Source organism: Pedobacter sp. JY14-1, from assembly GCF_029269825.1.
Lineage (GTDB): Bacteria > Bacteroidota > Bacteroidia > Sphingobacteriales > Sphingobacteriaceae > Pedobacter.
Map to the genome: position 1 here is coordinate 582,867 of NZ_JARJHU010000003.1, position 20,307 is coordinate 603,173.

General features: G+C 49.1%; 17 protein-coding genes. 11 read left to right on the plus strand and 6 right to left on the minus strand.

Going from position 1 to position 20,307, the window contains the following annotated elements:
- Positions 1-6: 6 nt before the first annotated feature.
- The 3 genes from cysS to P2W84_RS08625 all read left to right on the plus strand — a co-directional run bounded on the left by cysS (position 7) and on the right by P2W84_RS08625 (position 3,329).
- A complete protein-coding gene (gene cysS / locus P2W84_RS08615) occupies positions 7-1,470 on the plus strand; it encodes a cysteine--tRNA ligase (protein WP_276089719.1) in 1,464 nt (487 codons plus the stop codon).
- A 22-nt stretch (positions 1,471-1,492) separates the two neighbouring features.
- A complete protein-coding gene (locus tag P2W84_RS08620) occupies positions 1,493-2,365 on the plus strand; it encodes a DUF4440 domain-containing protein (RefSeq protein WP_276089720.1) in 873 nt (290 codons plus the stop codon).
- 79 nt (positions 2,366-2,444) lie between these two features.
- Entirely contained in the window at positions 2,445-3,329 is an 885-nt protein-coding gene (locus P2W84_RS08625; protein WP_276089721.1) for a glycerophosphodiester phosphodiesterase family protein, read from the plus strand.
- Here the strand turns inward: P2W84_RS08625 and P2W84_RS08630 are convergent.
- The 3 genes from P2W84_RS08630 to P2W84_RS08640 form a co-directional block, all read right to left on the minus strand.
- Positions 3,326-4,288, minus strand: a complete 963-nt coding sequence (locus P2W84_RS08630; protein ID WP_276089722.1) for a MoxR family ATPase — start codon at positions 4,286-4,288, stop codon at positions 3,326-3,328. The two genes, P2W84_RS08625 and P2W84_RS08630, sit on opposite strands and share 4 nt — an antisense overlap.
- Positions 4,289-4,293: 5 nt before the next feature.
- Positions 4,294-5,658, minus strand: a complete 1,365-nt coding sequence (locus P2W84_RS08635) for a peptidylprolyl isomerase (RefSeq protein ID WP_276089723.1) — start codon at positions 5,656-5,658, stop codon at positions 4,294-4,296.
- 61 nt (positions 5,659-5,719) lie between these two features.
- Positions 5,720-6,310 (minus strand): hypothetical protein, encoded by a 591-nt coding sequence (locus P2W84_RS08640; protein ID WP_276089724.1) that lies wholly within the window; start codon positions 6,308-6,310, stop codon positions 5,720-5,722.
- A gap of 111 nt (positions 6,311-6,421) precedes the next feature.
- Here P2W84_RS08640 and P2W84_RS08645 point away from each other — a divergent pair, with 111 nt between their 5' ends.
- The gene (locus P2W84_RS08645) at positions 6,422-7,012 is read left to right on the plus strand and encodes a hypothetical protein (RefSeq protein WP_276089725.1); all 591 of its coding nucleotides are present in this window, start codon (positions 6,422-6,424) and stop codon (positions 7,010-7,012) included.
- Positions 7,009-7,599 (plus strand): RdgB/HAM1 family non-canonical purine NTP pyrophosphatase, encoded by a 591-nt coding sequence (gene rdgB / locus P2W84_RS08650; RefSeq protein ID WP_276089726.1) that lies wholly within the window; start codon positions 7,009-7,011, stop codon positions 7,597-7,599. Before P2W84_RS08645 ends, rdgB begins: the two co-directional genes overlap by 4 nt.
- On the opposite strand, the gene P2W84_RS08655 is transcribed toward rdgB, so the two are convergent.
- Entirely contained in the window at positions 7,562-9,790 is a 2,229-nt protein-coding gene (locus tag P2W84_RS08655; RefSeq protein ID WP_276089727.1) for an OstA-like protein, read from the minus strand. The genes rdgB and P2W84_RS08655 overlap by 38 nt on opposite strands.
- Positions 9,791-9,819: 29 nt before the next feature.
- Here P2W84_RS08655 and tilS point away from each other — a divergent pair, with 29 nt between their 5' ends.
- The 3 genes from tilS (at position 9,820) to bshA (ending at position 12,934) form a co-directional block, all read left to right on the plus strand.
- Positions 9,820-11,151, plus strand: coding sequence for a tRNA lysidine(34) synthetase TilS (gene tilS / locus P2W84_RS08660; protein WP_276089728.1), 1,332 nt, complete (start codon positions 9,820-9,822; stop codon positions 11,149-11,151).
- Between the two features lie 64 nt (positions 11,152-11,215).
- A complete protein-coding gene (locus P2W84_RS08665) occupies positions 11,216-11,698 on the plus strand; it encodes a hypothetical protein (protein WP_276089729.1) in 483 nt (160 codons plus the stop codon).
- A 90-nt stretch (positions 11,699-11,788) separates the two neighbouring features.
- On the plus strand, positions 11,789-12,934 hold the full coding sequence (bshA, locus tag P2W84_RS08670; protein ID WP_276089730.1) for an N-acetyl-alpha-D-glucosaminyl L-malate synthase BshA: 1,146 nt from the start codon (positions 11,789-11,791) through the stop codon (positions 12,932-12,934).
- On the opposite strand, the gene P2W84_RS08675 is transcribed toward bshA, so the two are convergent.
- Both P2W84_RS08675 and P2W84_RS08680 read right to left on the minus strand, forming a co-directional pair.
- Positions 12,931-14,043 (minus strand): lactonase family protein, encoded by a 1,113-nt coding sequence (locus P2W84_RS08675; protein ID WP_276089731.1) that lies wholly within the window; start codon positions 14,041-14,043, stop codon positions 12,931-12,933. The genes bshA and P2W84_RS08675 overlap by 4 nt on opposite strands.
- A 16-nt stretch (positions 14,044-14,059) precedes the next feature.
- A complete protein-coding gene (locus tag P2W84_RS08680; protein ID WP_276089732.1) occupies positions 14,060-15,265 on the minus strand; it encodes a pseudouridine synthase in 1,206 nt (401 codons plus the stop codon).
- A 201-nt stretch (positions 15,266-15,466) separates the two neighbouring features.
- On the opposite strand from P2W84_RS08680, the gene P2W84_RS08685 reads away from it, so the two are divergent.
- From P2W84_RS08685 to uvrA, 3 genes are all read left to right on the plus strand, one after another.
- Positions 15,467-16,261: a lytic transglycosylase domain-containing protein gene (locus P2W84_RS08685; protein ID WP_276089733.1), complete on the plus strand. Its 795-nt coding sequence runs from the start codon at positions 15,467-15,469 to the stop codon at positions 16,259-16,261.
- A 52-nt stretch (positions 16,262-16,313) separates the two neighbouring features.
- The gene (locus P2W84_RS08690) at positions 16,314-17,366 is read left to right on the plus strand and encodes a ferredoxin--NADP reductase (RefSeq protein ID WP_276090078.1); all 1,053 of its coding nucleotides are present in this window, start codon (positions 16,314-16,316) and stop codon (positions 17,364-17,366) included.
- 97 nt (positions 17,367-17,463) lie between these two features.
- Positions 17,464-20,307, plus strand: a complete 2,844-nt coding sequence (gene uvrA, locus P2W84_RS08695) for an excinuclease ABC subunit UvrA (protein WP_276089734.1) — start codon at positions 17,464-17,466, stop codon at positions 20,305-20,307.

Here is a 20,307-nt window from a genome sequence, read left to right on the forward strand (position 1 = left end):
TGCAGAATGAATACTGGTTTGCAGCTTTATAATACCCTGACACGTAAGAAAGAACCTTTTGAACCGCTCCATGCGCCCAATGTGGGCATGTATGTCTGCGGGCCTACTGTTTACAGCGATGTGCACCTGGGCAACTGCCGTACTTTTATTTCTTTTGACCTGATTTTCCGTTACCTGAAATACGCTGGCTACAAGGTACGCTATGTGCGCAACATTACAGACGCCGGACACCTGGAAGGCGACCGTGATGAGGGGGATGACAAGTTTGCCAAGCGGGCGAAGCTGGAGCAGCTGGAGCCCATGGAGATCGTACAGAAATATACGATCGGCTTCCATGACGTGATGCGGATGTTCAATACTTTGCCGCCGAGCATAGAGCCAACGGCAACAGGGCATATCTGCGAGCAGATTGAGATGATCAAGGAGATCATGGACAATGGCTATGCCTATGAGGTAGGGGGAACGGTATATTTCGATGTGGACAAATACAGCAAGGAATACAATTATACGATCCTGACCAACAGGAACCTGGAAGATATGCTGGCCAATACCCGGGAACTTGGCGGCCAGGATGAAAAGCACGGGCGGCTGGACTTTGCCTTATGGATCAAGGCGAAGCCGGAAACCCTGATGCAGTGGCCTTCTCCCTGGGGATGGGGTTTCCCCGGCTGGCACATTGAGTGTTCTGCCATGAGCTCCAAGTACCTTGGCGCCGAGTTTGATATCCACGGTGGGGGCATGGACCTTGCCGCTACGCACCATACCAACGAGATTGCACAGTCTGAGGCCTGCAGCCACAAACAGCCTGCCCGGTACTGGATGCATACCAATATGCTGACGGTAAACGGTGCCCGGATGTCTAAATCTGCCGGCAACGGCTTTCTTCCGGGAGAGCTCTTTACAGGTGACCATCCTTTGCTGGAAAAGGGCTACAGCCCGATGACGGTGAAGTTCTTTATGCTGCAGGCACATTACCGGAGTACGCTTGATTTTTCCAACGAGGCGCTGGACGCTTCTGAAAAGGGCTTCAGAAGGCTGATGAGCGCAATGGGCCTGCTGGATAAGCTGCATGCCTCGGAAGGTACGGATGATTTTGACATCGACGCGATCAGGGAGAACTGTATCAGGGCGATGAATGATGATTTTAACAGCCCTGTTGTCATTGCCGAGCTGTTTGAGGCGACCAGGGTGATCAACAGTGTCTACGACGGTAAGGCGAAGCTTTCTGCCGCGGGACTGGAGAAGCTGAAGGTGCTGATGCATGATTTCGTCTCGGATATCTTTGGCCTTAAGGACGAAGAGTCTTCCAATGTGGAGCTCAACTCGGTCCTGGACCTGATGATCGACATCCGCAGATCGGCCAAGGAAAACAAGGACTATGCAACTTCTGATAAGATCAGGATCGGCCTGCAGGGCATAGGAATACAGCTGAAGGACAGCAAAGAAGGAACGACCTGGAACAAGATCTAAGAAAAAACTTATATTTACATACATGAAACACAGTAAAATGAATAAAATCCTTTGTACGCTCGTTGCAGCATCTATGAGTATGGCAGGATATGCCCAGAAATCTGATGGTACCACCAAGTCACTGGTGAAGGCCGAACTTGATTTCGCGGAAAAGCTGGCAAAGACGGGTGCCAAGACCGCTTATGCCACTTATGCAGCTAATGATGCATTGGTTTTTCGCCCTAATCCGGTGAGTGCAAAAACATATTATGCGACCAAAGGCGAGGATACCAAGGACATCAGCTGGAAGCCGGTTTACGCCAGGGTTTCCAGGAGCGGAGACTGGGGGTTCACTACTGGTCCTTATGTATATAGCGGTCAGCAAACGACCTATGGTCAGTATTTTTCGGTCTGGAAGGCAGTAGACGGCAAGTGGGAACTGATGCTGGACCTGGGTACTGAGCACAACAAGCCCCTGAACAAGGTAACTACGGAGTTTATTGAGCCAAAGGACCATTATAAGCCTCAGTTGCTGAACGACAAGCAGCGCGAGGCGGGAGCGAGCATTGTTGCTACTACAGAAAGCACACTGAATGCCACCCTGAAATCTTACGGCGTTTCTGCCTTTGCTGGTTTTATTAACCCCGACGTGCGTATCTTGTTTCCTGGCTATGAGCCGATTCTTGGTAAAGACAAGGCGATGGCGTTCTTTAACAGCATGATGAGCAAGGTTAACTTAAAGACGACTAAGGTAAACAAGGCTGACGGTGGTGACCTGGCATATACTTACGGCCTTGCTGCTGTAGATTATAAGGCCGAACTGCGTGAGAGCTTTAACTATGTTTTCGTTTACGAGCGCCAGGCGGACCATAACTGGAACCTGATCGCCATGGTATTCACACCTGCTGAACGCTAACGGAAACCTGATCAAAATATCTTAAAGGCCCTCTCCATGACATGAGACGGGCCTTTTTTATTTAACTTAACTACTGCTTATGAAAAAACGGATATCCCTGTTGCTGTTCTCCTGCTGTACTGTCGCTGCCCTGGCACAGAAATTTGATATACAGGGTAACCGGGGCGCGCGCGGGATCATGCCTGAAAATACGATACCGGGTATGATCCGGGCGCTGGACCTTGGTGCTACAACGCTGAATATGAATGTCGTGATCTCTAAGGACAAGAAAGTGGTGCTGTCACAGGAACCTTATTTTAACCATGAGATCAGTCTGAAGCCTGACGGCAAACCAATTTCGCTGAAGGAGCAGAAGAACTATAACATTTACAAAATGGATTATGAGGAGGTAAGGAAGTTTGATGTAGGCAGTAAGGTCCACAGCCGTTTCCCTTATCAGGAGAAGTTTCCGGCCTGTAAACCGCTGCTGGAGGAAACCCTGGATTCTGTAGAGGCCTATGTCAAAAGAGAAAAGCTGCCCAGGCCGGATTACAGCATCGAAACCAAACTGATCCCGAAGGGTGACGGCGAGTTTCAGCCGGAGCCTGCGGAGTTTGTAGAACTGGTCATGGAAGTGGTGAACCGCAAGAAGCTGGCGAAACGGGTAACCATACAATCCTTTGATGTGCGCACACTGCAGTACCTGCATGAAAAGTATCCGAAAGTAAAGACGGCACTGCTGATCGATGAAAAGATAGATTTTGAGGTAAACCTGGCGCAACTGGGATTTAAACCTACCGTCTATGGTCCGTATGCGGTACTGGTCGGTAAGGGGTTGGTAGACCGCTGCCATGAGGCGGGCGTGAAGATCGTTCCCTGGACGGTCAATTCTGAAAAGGATATGAAGTACCTGATCGGCCTGGGTGTAGACGGAGTGGTTACGGATTATCCCAATCTCTATAAAAAGGTAAAGGAAAGCCTTTAAAACAGGTTCCTGATGATCTGCTCTATAGAAAGCCCTTCGGCCTCGGCGCGGTAATTGCGTACGATGCGGTGGCGCAGGATGGGCTCGGCTACCGCCTGTACGTCTTCGATGTCGGGGGCATATTTGCCGGAAAGCGCTGCATGACATTTGGCCCCGATGACCAGGAACTGTGAGGCCCTCGGACCCGCTCCCCAGCTTACATATTTGTTCACGTCGGCGGTAGCGAGCGCTGTGCCCGGCCGGGTTTTGCCCGCCAGTTTTACGGCGTACTCGATGACGTTGTCGGTTGCAGGGACGTTGCGGACGAGTTTCTGGAAATACTGGATCTGATCGGCGTTAATGACCTTTTCAAGCGTGATGTCATTATTGACAGTGGTGTTTTTAACTATGGCCAGCTCATCCTGCAGTTCGGGATAGCCCAGTTGTACATTGAACATGAAGCGGTCGAGCTGGGCTTCGGGCAAGGGATAGGTGCCTTCCTGTTCTATGGGGTTCTGCGTGGCCAGCACGAAGAAGGGCTGGGGCAGGATATGCCGGTGGCCCGCGGCAGTTACCGCCTTTTCCTGCATGGCCTCAAGCAGGGCTGCCTGTGTCTTGGGCGGGGTACGGTTGATCTCATCGGCCAGTACAATATTGGAAAATACAGGGCCGGGTATAAATTTGAAATTCCTGTCTTCGCCCAGGATCTCGGCACCGATGATGTCGCTGGGCATGAGGTCGGGTGTAAATTGTATGCGGTTGAAACGCAGGTCCATGACATTGGCTACAGTTTGCACCAGCAGGGTCTTTGCCAGTCCGGGAACGCCCACCAGCAGACAATGTCCGTTGCTGAAAATGGAGATGAGCACTGATTTGACGACGTCATGCTGGCCGATCACTACCTTTCCGATCTCTGTACGGATCTGGTTATAGGTCTGGTGCAGGGCGTCTACTGCCCGGATGTCATTTTCAAACTGCATAAGCCTTATTGTTTTGCCGTCATATGCCGGGTCCAGATCTTCAGCTCGTCGCAGTTGTCGTAATCGTCGTCTATCCGGATATAAGTATCTTCTCTTCTCTCCTTAAACCAGTCGCTCAGGATGCGGTTGGTCTTGTCTTGTAACGCCTTTTCCTTAAACTTGGCGTAATCCTGTTCCAGGTTGCCCTTGTGCGGAGGTATCTTGGATTTCAGGTACAGGATCTTATAACCTTCCTTGCCTTCTGCATCTGTAAAGGCGATAGGTTTGGAGATCTCACCTTCCTTCATGGTATCTACCACAAGGAAAACCTTAGGGTCGAGTTTATCGGCAGGGATAAAGGTAGTCCTTGCAGTCACCTGGTCGGCATACAGCAGCATGCCGCCGTTGTACTGGGAGTCCTTGTTGTCTGAATATAATGAAGCTGCGGTAGAGAAAGGTAATTTCTTGTCGACGATGTTCTGATAGATGGTATCTGCATGCAGCTTGACACGGTCGAGGCTTTGAGGCGTAGTCTGCGGCCTGACGAGGATATGGCGTGCGTTCACCTGCTCGCCCCTGCGTTCAATGACCTGCAGGATATGGAAGCCATGTTCTGTTTCAAAGACCGGGGAGATCTCTCCGGGTTTCAGCTTGAAGGCCCATGCGGTAAACTCCTTCACCATGCGGGTACGGTCGAAGAAGCCCAGGTCGCCGCCATCGGGGGCAGAACCAGGATCTTCCGAGTAGGATTTGGCGAGGAAGCCGAAGTCTTCACCGCTTTTGACCCTCAGGCGGAGCGCATCGATCTTGTCATAAAATTTCTGTTTCTCTGCCTTGGTCAGTTTCGGATACATGACGATCTCGCCGATCTCAAATTCTGTTGGGATATCGGGCAGGCTGTCCTTTTCATAGCTGTCAAAATATTTCTTTACTTCCAGTGGAGTAGCGACCACATTTTCTGTGATCTTCTGCTGCATTTTATTGGAGATAAGCTGCTCTTTGATATCGGGCCTGATCTCATCCTTATATTGAAGTACGGAACGGTTGAGGAACTGCTCGAGTCTCTCCTGGCCCCCGGCGCGCTGAATCTGGTAGCGCATACGCTTGTCTACTTCTTCGTCTACCATAGACTCGTCTACTACGATCGAGTCGATTTCGGCCTGCTGCTTCAGTAATTTCTGGGTAAGGATCTGCTGCAGGATATAACATTTAATGTTCGGGTTGTCGGGGTTGCCTGAATTCAGGTACTGCGCATATTGCTGGTTGAGATCGGACAACAATATGATGTTATTGCCGAGTACGGCGATCACCTTGTCTATATTCTTTTTCTGTGCCTGAACGCCCGTCAGCCAGCATACCAATCCGCAGGCAATGATTAAAAACTTCCTCATTTATCTTTTGTCAATTATATCTCGTTTGCAAATTTAACATATCTAACGGATAACGGGCAATTTAACGCTTTGCCAGCTTCCTCAGTTCATCCTGTTCTATCTTTACAGGGTATTTTTTTCTCAATTCGGCGACCCACTGGTCTTCCAACTGCTGCTGGTAATCGTTCACGACTTTGTCGCGGACCTCGTCCAGGGATGCGCCGCCATATTTCCCTTTATTGGTGTCAAAGTAGGCGCGAAGTCCCGCTTCATCGTTCTGTGCCTTGCCCCACACCCTTTTTTCTGTAAGGTTAAACATCAGGACGGCGTCCTTATATTCATTGAGCAGGTAGGTATTGTCAGGTTTTGAGGCAGAATGGCGTTTCTGGTTCTTCAGGGTGGCCTCAAATTCCCTTACTTCTGCAAGGTACGCGGTATCCCGGTCAAGCCCCTGTTGCCGGGCATCGATCGCTTTCAGCCTGAAATTAATATAGAGATCAAGGTAGCCTTCCAGTTCCTTTACGGACGCGGGCGCATTGCCCTGATGGTTTTTCTTATAGAACCACGTAAATTCCTTACTGCTGACTGTAGTGCCGTTGATGGTGGCCAGGTGCTGGGCAAATGAGCCGCATGTGATCAGACAGAGCAAAACCAGACAGTAGACTTTTCTCACTTATGGAACCGGAGTAATTGGATTTAAGCCATAAAAATAACAAATAAAGGTACTGTAACCAGATATTTAACTATTTTTAACAGAAAAAAAGCCTCATCAGACAAGTTTCAGATGCAAGACCAATTTATCGCTGATCCTCAGGCGCTTCACCTGTTTTTTACGGAAGATGTCTACCTCGTTCCTGAAGCCAGGGTACAGGCGGGGGATGCCGAAGCTCTACCTGTAGACGACGCCTCCGATACTGCAGCAGAGATGACCGGCACTCCTGTTGAGCCGGTGACTCCGGAAATTTCGGAGACGGTACCTGCAAAGGCCCGGGAATTTAAATACCTGGGCAATAATAAGCGCAATGTGCTGATCCTGGTGAACAGTCAATCTGAGCAAGTGAGCAATGAAAAGGGCAGGGAGCTGTTGCGCAAAATCGTAAAATCGGTAAACCTGGCGGCGGCAGATTTTGCCTTGCTGAACTATGCAGGCTATCCGGAAACGGACTTCAGCGAACTCGCTGCTTTTTTTAATCCGGAGATCGTGTTCTCATTTGGTGTCGGTTGCAACCAGCTCGGCCTTCCGGATCATGCATTGTATACCGTAGTGACTGAAGGTAGTGTAAAGCTCATTTTTTCAGCTGGCCTTGAGATGCTGGATGACGATATGCAGGCAAAGAAGATACTTTGGGGGGCGCTTAAACAACTGGAACTATGAGAAAGGACCTGGTATTTGCGACCAATAACCGGCATAAGGCAGAAGAAATACAACAGCTGCTCGGTGAGGGGTACAGGGTGCTTACCCTGAAGGATATCGGCTGCGATGTGGATATTCCTGAAACTGGAGCGACTTTTGCCGAAAATGCCTCGCTGAAAAGCAGTTACGTGAAGGAACATTATCAGCTTGATTGTTTTGCAGATGACAGTGGCCTGGAGGTGGATGCGCTGGGCCTCGAGCCAGGGGTCTATTCTGCCCGTTACTCAGGGACCAGGGACGACCGGCAGAACCTGGAGCTGGTATTGCAAAGGATGCAGGGCGAGGAAACCCGCAGCGCACGTTTCAGGACGGTGATCTCGCTCCGGATGGGAAGTGAATCTTACTTTTTTGAGGGAACTGCAGAAGGGCATCTGACGGAAGCGCCCCTGGGAACGGAGGGCTTTGGATATGATCCTATATTCAGGCCCGAAGGCCATGAAAGGACATTCGCACAAATGAGTATGGAGGAGAAAAACCGGATCAGCCACCGGGCGAAGGCAATGGCAAAGCTTATTGCTTTTTTGAAGGAAGGGGCCGGGATTTCTTGAGCAGCGAGTCTGCTTGCTTAAGCACTGAATCTGCACGCAATTCTTTTACCAGTGAGTCTGCTCCCTTTTTTAAAGGTGGAGCTGTCTTCAGCAGTGAATCGGCTTTTAGGGGTATTGGTGTGTTCAGGGGTTTTCCACTCCGCGTTTCAATGACCTTGCCGTTCTTTACATTGATCTTACGTGTCTGTGATTTGGAGTCTGCGGCACCGGCTTTCGCTGGTTGTTTCCCTGTCGTTGTCTTTTTTCCGCTGACGATCTCTTTTTTGGAAAGCGGCCGCAGTTCGGGCTTCCAGCTGAAGCCGGTCAGGAACTTTTCCTCCTTTAATTCTGCTATGGGTATTTTGGCGCCTTCGGGATCTTTAATGGTCAGCAAATTGGTGATCTCCTTGTTTTTAAACAAGGTCTTGATGCGCGCGCTTACCGTCTGGTTCATATCTGTATATGCGCTGTCCTTATCCCTGATATAGTAGATGCTTTCTGCATTGCCATCGACAAACATGGTGGAGAGTTCGCCGTTCTTAAAGAAGGCGGTAAACAGCTTGCCCTTTACCTGGTTGTGCCTGGTCGAGTCTGCATTTACGTTTACCAGGAACCCGTTTTCAAGTACCTGCAGGGTGTTGAGTTTTTTGTTCTTCAGGCGAAGATAAATGGTATCGCCGGTCTGTTGAGAACCCTGTGACCAAAGGATAGGATTGCTGAACCACCGCAGCGTAGAATCTGCACTGTTGTAGAAAAGGGAATCTGCCAGCGCCTGCATATTGCTCTTATATACCCGGACATGATGATAAGCCTTAATGATCCTGGTTTTTATGGTATCCTGGGGATTGGTAAATACGGTGTCGGGTAATTTAACAGACTTTTTCAGTTTGTCTTTACTCAGGCTATCCTTCGGAAGCGTTTTTGGAGCGGGTGTCGTTTTCCCCCTGGCAGGGGCTGGGGCAGGGACTTTATCCTTTATGAGCCTGGGCCGTTCTTTCGCGCGCTGCACGCTGTCTTTTGCCAGGCTGCTCCGCAAAAGGCTGTCTGTATTCAGACTATACCTGGGAACTGCGGGAAGTCCTTTTTTTGCTTTGCTCTTGCTGCCGGGCCTGCTTTTGGGGGCTATGCGTCCGGCCGGCATTTTCACAGGAAGCTTCGGAAGACCTGCCGATGGCTTTTTGTCTTCTGTTGCCGGGCTATCCTCTTCACCAAGTTCATTGTCTTTTTTGAGTATGGGAAAGGACAGTAGTTTTAGCGTACCCCGTTGCACCATCTGGGTCTCCAGGGTATCTGCACCCATCCAGATGCTGTCTGGCACCAGCTTTTTATTTACAGTAACGGAGTCGCTGGTGCCCATGCCGACGTAAGCATTGCGCGTCACCAGTGCGCGTTCATCGGCTTTGTAATAAAAGCCCAGTTGTCCGTAGAGTACGGTCTTGTCGGTAGTATCCCTGAATACAATGTTCCGGACTGCCTTGCCGTAGCCTGCAATGCCATCGTAGTAAAGACTGTCGCCCTTGAGTGATTTGGAACCGTTGGTGTAAAGGTTCTTTTTGCCGAAGTAGGCGTATTCGGTTTTGGTATTGTATGCCCCGTTCTCGGTATACAGATTGTCGCCTTTGCCTTTGATATTTGTTGGTCCGTAAAAATAAGCCCAGTTGGTCAGGGTATTGTACCTCATCGTGTCTGAGGTAATCCTGGTCTCGGGCGTAACCACGACGACGTTGTACCTGAAGTACGCATCTCTGCTGTTGGAAAAGTAATACCCGTTCCTGCTCGTCAGTGTTACATCCTTATTGACGATCTTCCCGCCCTGAACATAGGTGCCCACTTTTGTGCCCATATTATAGTCCAGGTTATTGGTGGTGAGCACGGATTCTTTGTCGATCATCCGGACATTATTGGTCAGGTGCGCGGTTTTGGTGTCGCCCTCGTAGATCAGGTGATCGGAATAGATGTTGATGGTGTCTCCCTGTACGATATGTACATTATTAAAAGCTTCAAAGGCATTACGTGCCTCATAGAGTACCGCACTGTCACAGGTGAGGGTTGCCCCCGCATGACGGAAAACCGGCCTTTTCAGGTAGGTGATTTTATCCTGGCCGCTGCTGCTGCCCACCTCTGAGCGTTCCAGGAAGATCTTGGTCTTTTGCTGGGCAAGTAACGCCGCGGGGAGGAGGAATAAGATAAAGAAAAGGTGTATTTTCCGCACTTTACAAAGTTAGTTGTTATTTTTGAAACATGCTGCCCCTGCACAATTTTAAAGCATATGTCCGTAGTCACGAACTGTTTGACCCTTCGGAAAAAATCCTGCTTGCTGTTAGCGGGGGCAGGGATTCCGTCTTGATGGCCCATCTTTTCAGGCTGGCTGGATACCGCTTCGGTATTGCCCACTGCAACTTTGGGCTCCGCGCTGAAGAGTCTACCAGGGACGAGCACTTTGTGCACATGCTTGCGGCTGATCTGGATGTTCCGTTTCATTTAACGCATTTCGATACCAAAGCGTATGCAGAGGCACATCAGGTTTCCATACAAATGGCCGCCAGGGCATTGCGTTATGACTGGTTCGAAAAACTGCGTGGCGAAAATGGCTATGCAGCAGTCGCGCTCGCCCAGCATCAGGATGATGTTGTAGAAACCCTGTTGCTCAACCTCGTAAGGGGTACCGGTATCGCGGGTCTACATGGTATCCTGCCAAAGAAGGGCACCCTCATCCGGCCTCTGCTCTTTCTCTCCCGCAGCGAAATCGACACCTTAATTACAGCAAACGCAATTGCCTATGTGGAGGACAGCTCGAACCTGAAGATGGACTATGCCCGCAACCGCATAAGGCATGAGGTTATCCCCCAGCTCAGGAAAATTAATCCAAACCTGTCCGGGACTTTTCAGCAGAATGTAAAGCGCTTTGCCGAAGCAGAACAGGTGCTGATCAGGGAGGTTGAGCGGACCGGCAGGGATCTGTCGTATATGAAGGGCAGCGACCTGCACCTGCGGATTTCCGGCCTCAAGGAGCTGGTGCCCAGGCGGCTGCTGACTTTTGAATTGCTTAAACCCTATCATTTCAGTGAGGCTGTTGTGGAGGAACTGCTTTCTGCACTTGATGGCCAGAGCGGAGCCTGTTTCTACAGCAGTACGCATCAGGCACTTGTTGACCGTACAGAAGTGATCATTTCTCCGCTGGAAGCAGACCGGCCTGCTATCGTGATGGTTCATCCGGGTGACACCTTTGTGCAGTCTGGGCATAATGCCCTGCGTATTACCCATACGGAGATTGCTTTTTTTGAACGTGATGTGAGTAAGGCATTCGTAGATGCGGATAAACTTATCTATCCACTGATCATCAGGTACTGGCAGGAGGGTGACCGGCTGCACCCGTTGGGTATGCGGGGCTCCAAAAAACTGAGTGACCTGTTTATCGACCTTAAGGTGCCGCTGACGGAAAAAATGAGGATACCCCTGGTGATCAATGGCAACGGGGACGTGATCTGGGTAGGCGGTCTGCGCCAGGATGACCGCTATAAAGTAACGGGCAGCACCAGAAGAACCACCATGCTGGAATTTCTGCCGCATTAAAAATAAGCCGCCTGTTGATGACATCACTATAAAAACCAGTAACTTTATTGAAAAATTAAACACAATGAGCGCCCGTTACGCCTATCTCGAAAAGCAGTACATCGGAAGGGATTACATCCGGATATGTATCCGACTGGTTATGGCAGCATTTTGCTTTGCCGCTTATGTGTATGAGCGTGACCGCGACCGCACACAGGATCTGTTCCTTGTCGTCGGTTTCGGTATCATCGCGGTATCCATCATACTGCTGTTCCTGATCCAATACAAGATTACGATCAATAACGGTAAACTGATCATTGACGGGCTCTGGACGGCAAAGAAGGTGGTGATTGACCTCAGTACGATTAAAAGCGTAAGAAAAGACACCTACAGTAATTACCTCTTTAACAATCCGGTATACAACCTGCACCGTAAAGGGAGTATCCGTTTTTATTCTTCGGGAAAAGACGTGGTGGTGCTTACCGGGCATGATGGCTTTGAGTATTATATAGGCACCCAGCGGCCCAACGAACTCTACCTGGTGATCAAAGATGAAATGAAGTCCTAGTCCACAGGTCGTATTTATGTTGAATAATTGCAATTGTTTAACATAAAGCTGAACTGAAGTACGGTACTTTGTGTCGAAAAAAATATGTTAATGAAGATAGGCATTGTTTGTTACCCTACTTTCGGAGGTAGCGGTGTGGTTGCGACTGAGCTTGGAAAGGCACTTGCAGACGAAGGACACCAGGTACATTTTATAACTTACAGCCAGCCAGCCAGACTTGATTTCTTTTCCGCTAACCTGTTTTACCATGAGGTTTCTGTCAGGGATTATCCCTTATTTGACTATGCGCCTTATGAATCTGCACTGGCCAGCAAGCTGGTAGATGTTGTAAGGTTCGAACAACTGGATATCCTTCATGTACATTATGCCATCCCCCATGCATCAGCTGCCTTTATGGCCAAGCAGATACTTGAAACTTATGGCATACATATTCCAATAGTGACCACACTCCACGGTACAGATATTACCCTGGTAGGCAAGGACCCGACCTATAAGCCGGTTGTTACTTTTTCTATTAATAAATCGGATGGTGTAACTGCGGTATCCCAGAGTCTGAAGGACGACACCGAACAGCACTTTGAGATCGACAGGGAAATCAGGGTGATCCCTAATTTTATTGATTTTTCCAGGTTCAGCCTGAAGCCTAAGGACCACTTCAAAAAGGCTATAGCGCCCAATAACGAGCGTATCCTTATCCATACTTCTAATTTCAGGAAGGTAAAGAATACTTCAGATGTGATCCGTACCTTTCAGAAGATACAGGAAAAGATTCCGTCTAAGCTGCTGATGGTTGGTGACGGTCCTGAACGTGCAGCAGACGAGCAGCTTTGCCGGAGCCTGGGTATTTGTGACCACGTGCGCTTCCTGGGTAAACAAGATGCCGTTGAAGAGATACTTTCGGTATCTGACCTCTTCCTGATGCCTTCCCAGTCAGAAAGCTTCGGCCTAGCCGCACTGGAGGCTATGGCCTGTAAGGTCCCTGCCATTACTTCCAATGCAGGTGGCCTGCCGGAGTTGAATGTGAATGGATTCAGTGGCTATATGAGCAATGTCGGCGATGTAGATGATATGGCGGCCAAGGCGATCAGTATTCTTCAGGATGACGAAACGCTTCAGCAGTTTAAGGATAATGCACTGGCCAGAGCGAGGGAATTCGATCTTAAGAAGATATTGCCGCAATATGTCGCATATTATACAGAAACGATTGAAAGCCAGCTTAAGCTTAACGAGGTTTAAGATGCCGGAGTGAATACCAGGCATACCGGGGCGCCGACACAGATCCGTTTTCCTGTATCTTTCAGCATACCGCTTTTAAGATCGCGGCTGAAAATTACTACCTCATTGCTGTTTTGGTTGGCCACGAGCAGGAACTTGCCATTGGGAGTTATTGCGAAATTTCTGGGACCCTTGCCCATTGTACTTACTTGTGACAGCCGATTGAGAATGCCGCCCTTTTCTACAGCAAATATGGTGATCTTATTTTCACTTCCCCTGTTGCTGGCATAAAGAAAGCGGCCATCGGGTGAAAGATGGATATCTGCACCCCCGTTCTCTCCAGAGAACCCGGGGCTGTTGATGCTTGTTTCCTGTATGGTATTTAGCTGGCCCTCTGTATAACTCATTACTGTCAGCCCACCGTCGAGCTCATGCAGCACATAGGCGTACTTGCCGTCTTTACTGAATGTCAGGTGTCTTGGTCCGGCGCCGGGAGTAAGGCTGATGCTGTCTGCAGGAATAAGGACATTATTATTGTCATCAGGATGATAACTGTAGAGGTAAACCTTGTCTGTTCCCAGGTCGTTAACCGTCACATACTTTCTTTCCGGACTGAAGGCAACCATATGTACATGGGGTGCTTCCTGCCGGCTCTTATTGATGCTGCTTCCGTTATGTCTGATCAGTTGCTTTGCCTTTGTAAGGCCGCCATCTGCATTTACGCCAAAAACTGTGAGGCTGCCACCGGAGTAATTGGCGGTAATGACATGCTTTTCGTCAGCGATGATGTAACATGGATCGTTTCCTCCGGCAGGTATTCTGTTGATGAACTTAAGCGTCCCGCTTTCGGGATCGAAAGTGAATGCGCTTGCTGAACTCTTATCTCCTGACTCGTTTACGGCATAAACCAGTCTGTTTCCGGGAGCCAGGGCCAGGTAACTTGGATTGGCTACGCCTTTTGCTGTACTTCTTAATTTGAAGGCACCTGTTTCACTGCCGAACTGGTAAACATAGATGCCTTCGCCTTTTCCTTCACCTGTATAGGTTCCGATCAACAGGTTATGAAATTTTTCCTGGGCAAGGGTCTGTATCGTCAGTGTCATCAGCAATGAAACAAATAGCCTTCTCATAAGTTGCAGTTCTTTTTTATTTGATCAGATGTTTGATCTGGATCAGCTCATGCTCATCCAGGTAGCGCCACCTGCCGCGCGGAAGGTCTTTCTTGGTGAGGTTGCCATAGACTACGCGGTCGAGCTTGACCACATCGTAACCCAGATGTTCAAATATTCTCCTGACGATGCGGTTTTTGCCGCTGTGGATCTGGATGCCGATCTCTTTTTTAGATGCGCCTGTTACATACGATACCGAATCTGGTTTGATGAAGCCGTCTTCCAGTTCAAGACCGAACTGAAGCTTGTTCAGGTCGCCCTGGATGAGGTTTTTGTTCAGTTCCACATGGTATATCTTGGTGATGCCGTTCTTTGGGTGAGAGAGCCTGTCCGCAAGTTCGCCGTCGTTTGTCATCAATAACAGCCCGGTTGTGTTCCTGTCCAGCCGGCCTACAGGGTAGATGCGCTCCCGGCTGGCTTTTTCCACCAGGTGCATTACTGTCTTGCGTTCCTGCGGATCATCGGTAGTGGTAATATAGTCTTTTGGCTTGTTCAGCAGTACGTAGATCTTCTTCTCGCGCTTCAGTACTTCGCCATTGTACCTGATGACATCCTTTGAGGGGTCTACCTTATGGCCAAGTTCCGAAACTACTTCTCCGTTCACGGAAACCACACCTGCCGAGATCAGTTCATCAGCCTTGCGACGTGAACAGATGCCCGCATTGGAAATATAACGGTTCAGGCGGATCAGCCCGTCGTCTTTGACGGCTGTATTTTTTCGGCTCCGCAATACCGGCTTCTTGTCGGTTCTGCCGGCTCTTTCCGCACGTTCCGGTCCGCCCTGATATTTTTCGCCGGGCTTAAAGTCGCCGCGCTTGTTTTTAAAACCTGGTTTTGAGTAGGAATCGTTTTCCCTTTTGCGGAAGGGCCTGTTGTCGGCGAAAGCACCGCCTTCTTTCCTGTCTCCGGATTTTCTGAAAGGCTTATCTTTGAAAGATCCGGTATCGCCATCCTTTTCCTTTCTTACAAAACCCCTGGCACTTTCACGTTGTTTTCCGCCGCGGTCGTCAAACTTGCCTTTCCGGTCTTCAAAGCTGCTCTTGTTTCCGAAACTTCCCTTGTCTCCGAAGCTGCGTTTTCCCTTAAAATCATTTGCTGAACCTGATGTTTTCCTGGTCCCTGTGTTCCTGTTTCCAGGTGTGGACTTGTCATCCCGACTTTTCCTGTTATTGTCTTTTGTCATGATACGTTTTGTCCGCTAAAAAAGAATTGCGGGTTGCAAAGTTAGGCAAAATTTCGGGCAAAAAGAGGGGTCGTCAGAATCGGCCTTTACGGTATGTTCAGGGCCGGTTTTTATGCTTTGTTTTGTAAATGCTTGGTAATTAACAATATATGTTGTATGTTTGCAGCCGTTCTTATATTGTTCACCAAAAAAAGGAGGAAAATGATAAAGAAACACATCGTACGCTGTACGGTAATTTTAGTATTACTAGTTGCAGCAGGAGTGTTTGCTTACCACATGCCCACCACAGCAAAAAGCCATTCGGAGAATGGAACCACGACACTAAAAGACACCACACAAACCACACCAAAAGCTGCAGTTCCGCTTTCGCACATGGCGCAACTGAACTTTGCAGATGAGACCCTGCCACTGGGAGATGCCCGGGTAGAGCGAAAGATGAAGATGGTACTTACCGCTTATACTTACGGTCGTTTACAGACGAACCGGCTGCACCGCAAGGCAGCAGAATGGTTCCCGGTCATTGAGCCGATACTGGCGGCCTATGGTATACCTGATGATTTCAAATACATCGCCCTGGTAGAATCTGGTCTTCAGGAAGGCACATCACATAAAGGTGCATCTGGCATCTGGCAATTTATGCCGGGTACTGCACGTATTTACGGACTGAAAGTCAACAGGAAGATAGATGAACGCAAGAACCTGCGCAAGTCTACCATTGCTGCCGCTAAATACATCAAGGAACTGTATCATATTTTCGACAGCTGGACACTTGTAGCGGCGGCCTATAATGTTGGTGATGTGCATATTCAGAAGCAGATTAACAAGCAAAACCAGGACAATTACTTTAAGCTGAAGCTGAACCGGGAAACCGGCGGGTATGTCTATAAGCTTATCTCTATGAAAGAAGTGGTAGAAAACCCTGCACGCTATGGCTACCGGCCGGCAAAGGGTCTGATTGCTTACCGTCAGGAGAACAAGTTCAAAGCATATAACTAGGAATAAGGAATTGTACTGGCACATCTGTTCATAATTTGCTATTTTGAGCGCAATGGAACAGATGAGCTTACGCATTGCTGAACTCAGGCGAAGTCCTGGAGATACCCTGATCATTGTTTTTGATACGGAGGGTAATAAACAGCCCGCATATCTTGCCGGACAGTTCATTACCCTGGTATTTGATCTGCAGGGCAGGGAAGTCAGACGTTCATATTCTCTTTGCAGTTCACCCGTTACCGGAGAGCCGCTGTCGATTGCTATCAAGCGCATTGAAAATGGTGAGATTTCACGGCTGTTGCACCACCGTACTGCGGTGGGGGATGTGTTGAAGGCACTGCCGCCTAATGGACAATTTACCTATGTACCGGCGCCGGAACTGCAACGGACAGTATTCCTTTTTGCAGCTGGAGTAGGCATTACGCCGCTGTTCTCTATCATCAAGACAGCGCTTGCAGCTGAGGGCAAGTCTAAGCTCGTGCTGGTGTACAGCAGCCGCTCCGTTGACGACACCCTTTTCTATGATGAACTCAACAATCTGGAAGCACGATATCCGGGGAGGTTGAAACTAATTTATGTGTCCAGCCAGAGTAAAAACCTGATGACTGCGCGGCTTAACGTCTTCCTGATCGAGAAGATCGTAAATGAAGAACTGGAATACAGCCGTGAGGAGGCGTTGTTCTATACGTGCGGACCTATCGACTATATGGTGTCCTGCCGCATTACCCTGTTAAAGCTAGGCTTCAGCATCAGCCAGATCAGACGTGAAACTTTTGTGCTGCCGGAAGACGAACAGGACGACGACGATACCACAGAAAAGGCAGTTAAAGATACCCGTACTTACACTGTACAGCTTAAAATACGGGGAGAAGTATACGGTATCCGGGTGCCTTATAACCGTACTATCCTGCAGGTTGCCCTGGATTCTGGTATTGACCTGCCTTACAGTTGCCGCTCGGGTATATGCAGTACCTGTACCGCAACCTGTACCAGCGGGCATGTACGTATGGATTACAATGAAGTGCTGATCGATGAGGAGGTCGCGGCGGGAAGGGTCCTTGTCTGCACCGGGCACCCCACTGAAGATGGAACTACGATACAGTGGTAATATCCGTGGTAAAAGAAAACATCAGCATGTAAATTCTGTTCCGATATACAGTAAAGTGGAACTTTTTTGAGAACTTTCGGTCCTTTTTTAAAAAAATATGAGCAATAATACCATAGACCTGGGCGAGCAAAAAGATGTAGAAGTGTACGGTGCCCGGGTACACAACCTTAAAGATATCGATGTTTCTTTTCCGCGTAACCAACTGGTCGTGATCACCGGTCTTAGCGGAAGTGGTAAATCCTCTCTGGCCTTTGATACAATTTATGCGGAAGGACAGCGGCGGTATATGGAAACTTTCAGCGCTTACTCGCGCCAGTTCATGGGTGGTATGGAGAGGCCCGATGTCGATAAGGTGTCTGGTCTTAGCCCCGTTATCGCGATAGAGCAAAAGACGACCAGTAAGAACCCCCGGTCTACTGTTGGGACCATTACGGAGATTTACGATTTCATGCGCCTGCTCTATGCGCGTACCGCAGATGCTTATTCCTATAATACCGGAGAAAAGATGGAACGGATGAGCGAGGACCAGATACTGGATAACATTTTTAAAAAATTCGGGGGTGTGGCTGTTAATATCCTGGCACCGGTTGTCAAGGGGCGAAAAGGCCATTACCGGGAGTTATTTGAACAGATCCGCAAGCAAGGTTATGTCAAGGTGCGCATAGATGGAGAGATACAGGACCTTGTACCTAAAATGCAGGTGGACCGGTATAAGATCCATGACATTGAGATCGTGGTTGACCGCTTACTGATCGACCGGAAAGATATCAAGCGTTTGCAGGATTCTCTGCAAACTGCCATGCGCCTGGGCAAGGGTGTCATCAAGATCAGTGATAAGGAAAATAATGTTTCTCATTTCAGCCGTTTTCTGATGTGCCCTACGACGGGTATCTCTTATGACGAGCCGCAACCGAACAGTTTTTCCTTCAACTCACCTTACGGGGCTTGCGAAAACTGCGATGGCCTTGGCTATATCTTTGTCATTGACCGGAGTTCTGTGATTCCCAACCCCAAGCTGAGTATTATGAACGGAGGGCTTGCGCCCCTGGGCGAATACAGGGACATATGGGTCTTCCAAGTGTTGAAGGCTCTTGCTAAAAAATATAACTTTTCGTTGTCTACACCGATTGAGAAGCTGGGTGATCCTAATATTGATATTATCCTGAACGGTACAGAAGAACTGCTGACAGTGGCTGTAGAGCACAATAAGTGGAATGTACAGAATTACCAGATTAACTTCGACGGTATCATTAAACTGCTGGAGGAACAGCAGGAACGCAGGGGGGAAGGAGCAGTAGATGATATGGAGGCGTTCCGTAAGCTCAAAACCTGCCCTGTCTGTAATGGTGCCCGATTGAAGAAGGACAGCCTGCATTTTAAGATCGACGGCAAGAATATCTTTGAGCTGGCTGAAATGGATATTAACGGGTTAAGGGATTGGTATACCGACCTGGAAAGCAGGTTGTCGGAACGTCAGCGTACTATTGCTAAAGAAATCCTGAAGGAGATCAGGGCCAGGCTGGGCTTTCTCAGCGATGTGGGGCTCAATTACCTGTCGCTGGACCGTACTGCCCGTACGCTCTCAGGAGGTGAGGCGCAACGCATCCGGCTGGCGACGCAGATCGGTTCCCAACTGATGAATGTCATGTATATCCTCGATGAGCCTAGTATAGGTTTGCACCAGAGAGACAACGAGCGCCTCATCAACGCGCTGAAAAACCTGCGTGACCTGGGCAATACTGTTCTGGTTGTGGAACACGATAAAGATATGATCCTGGAAGCTGACCATGTCATCGACGTAGGGCCTGCGGCCGGTGTCCATGGTGGCCGGATCGTTGCGGAAGGTACGCCTGATCAGATCCTCCTGTCGGATACGCTTACTGCCGCTTATCTAAACGGCCGCAAAGCGATAGAAGTACCTAAGAAGCGTCGCAAAGGCAACGGGCATAAACTGTCTATCATAAAGGCCAGCGGCCACAATCTTAAGGATGTTTCCGTAGATTTCCCCCTGGGTAAGTTCATCGCCGTGACAGGTGTTTCCGGCAGTGGCAAATCCAGCCTGATCACCGAAACTTTATATCCAATCCTCAACCATCATTTCTTCAGGGCTAAAAAGCATCCGCTTCCGTATGAAAAGATCAACGGGTTGAAGGATATTGATAAGGTGATTGAGATTGACCAGACTCCTATCGGCCGTACGCCGAGGTCTAACCCGTCTACCTATACCGGGGTGTTCTCTGACATCCGGAATCTTTTCGTTCAACTGCCCGAAGCCAAGATCAGGGGCTATAAGCCTGGCCGCTTTTCTTTCAATGTGAAAGGCGGACGTTGTGAAACCTGTCAGGGTGCAGGTATGAAAGTTATTGAAATGAACTTCCTGCCGGATGTACAGGTGCCCTGCGAAGAATGCGGTGGTAAACGTTATAACCGCGAGACACTTGAGGTACGGTATAAAGGTAAGTCGATCAGCGATGTGCTGGATATGAGTATTGAGGATGCTTGTGACTTTTTCGAGAATATGCCGGTCATCTACCGCAAGATCAAGACGCTGAAAGATGTGGGACTGGGTTATATTACGCTTGGCCAGTCTTCCATTACCTTATCGGGTGGAGAGGCGCAAAGGGTAAAACTGGCTACGGAACTTTCCAAGAAGGATACCGGCAAGACTTTCTATATCCTGGATGAGCCGACAACGGGCCTGCACTTTGAAGATATTAATGTATTGCTGGGTGTACTCAATGAGCTGGTGGACCGGGGCAATACGGTACTGGTGATCGAACATAACCTTGACGTGGTAAAGGTGGCCGACTGGGTGATCGATCTGGGTGAAGAGGGCGGTGCTGGTGGAGGCAGGATCATTTTTGAAGGAACTCCGGAGGGCCTCATACAGAACCCCATCAGTCTTACGGGTAAATTTTTAAAGAAGGAGATGGGAGTTTAG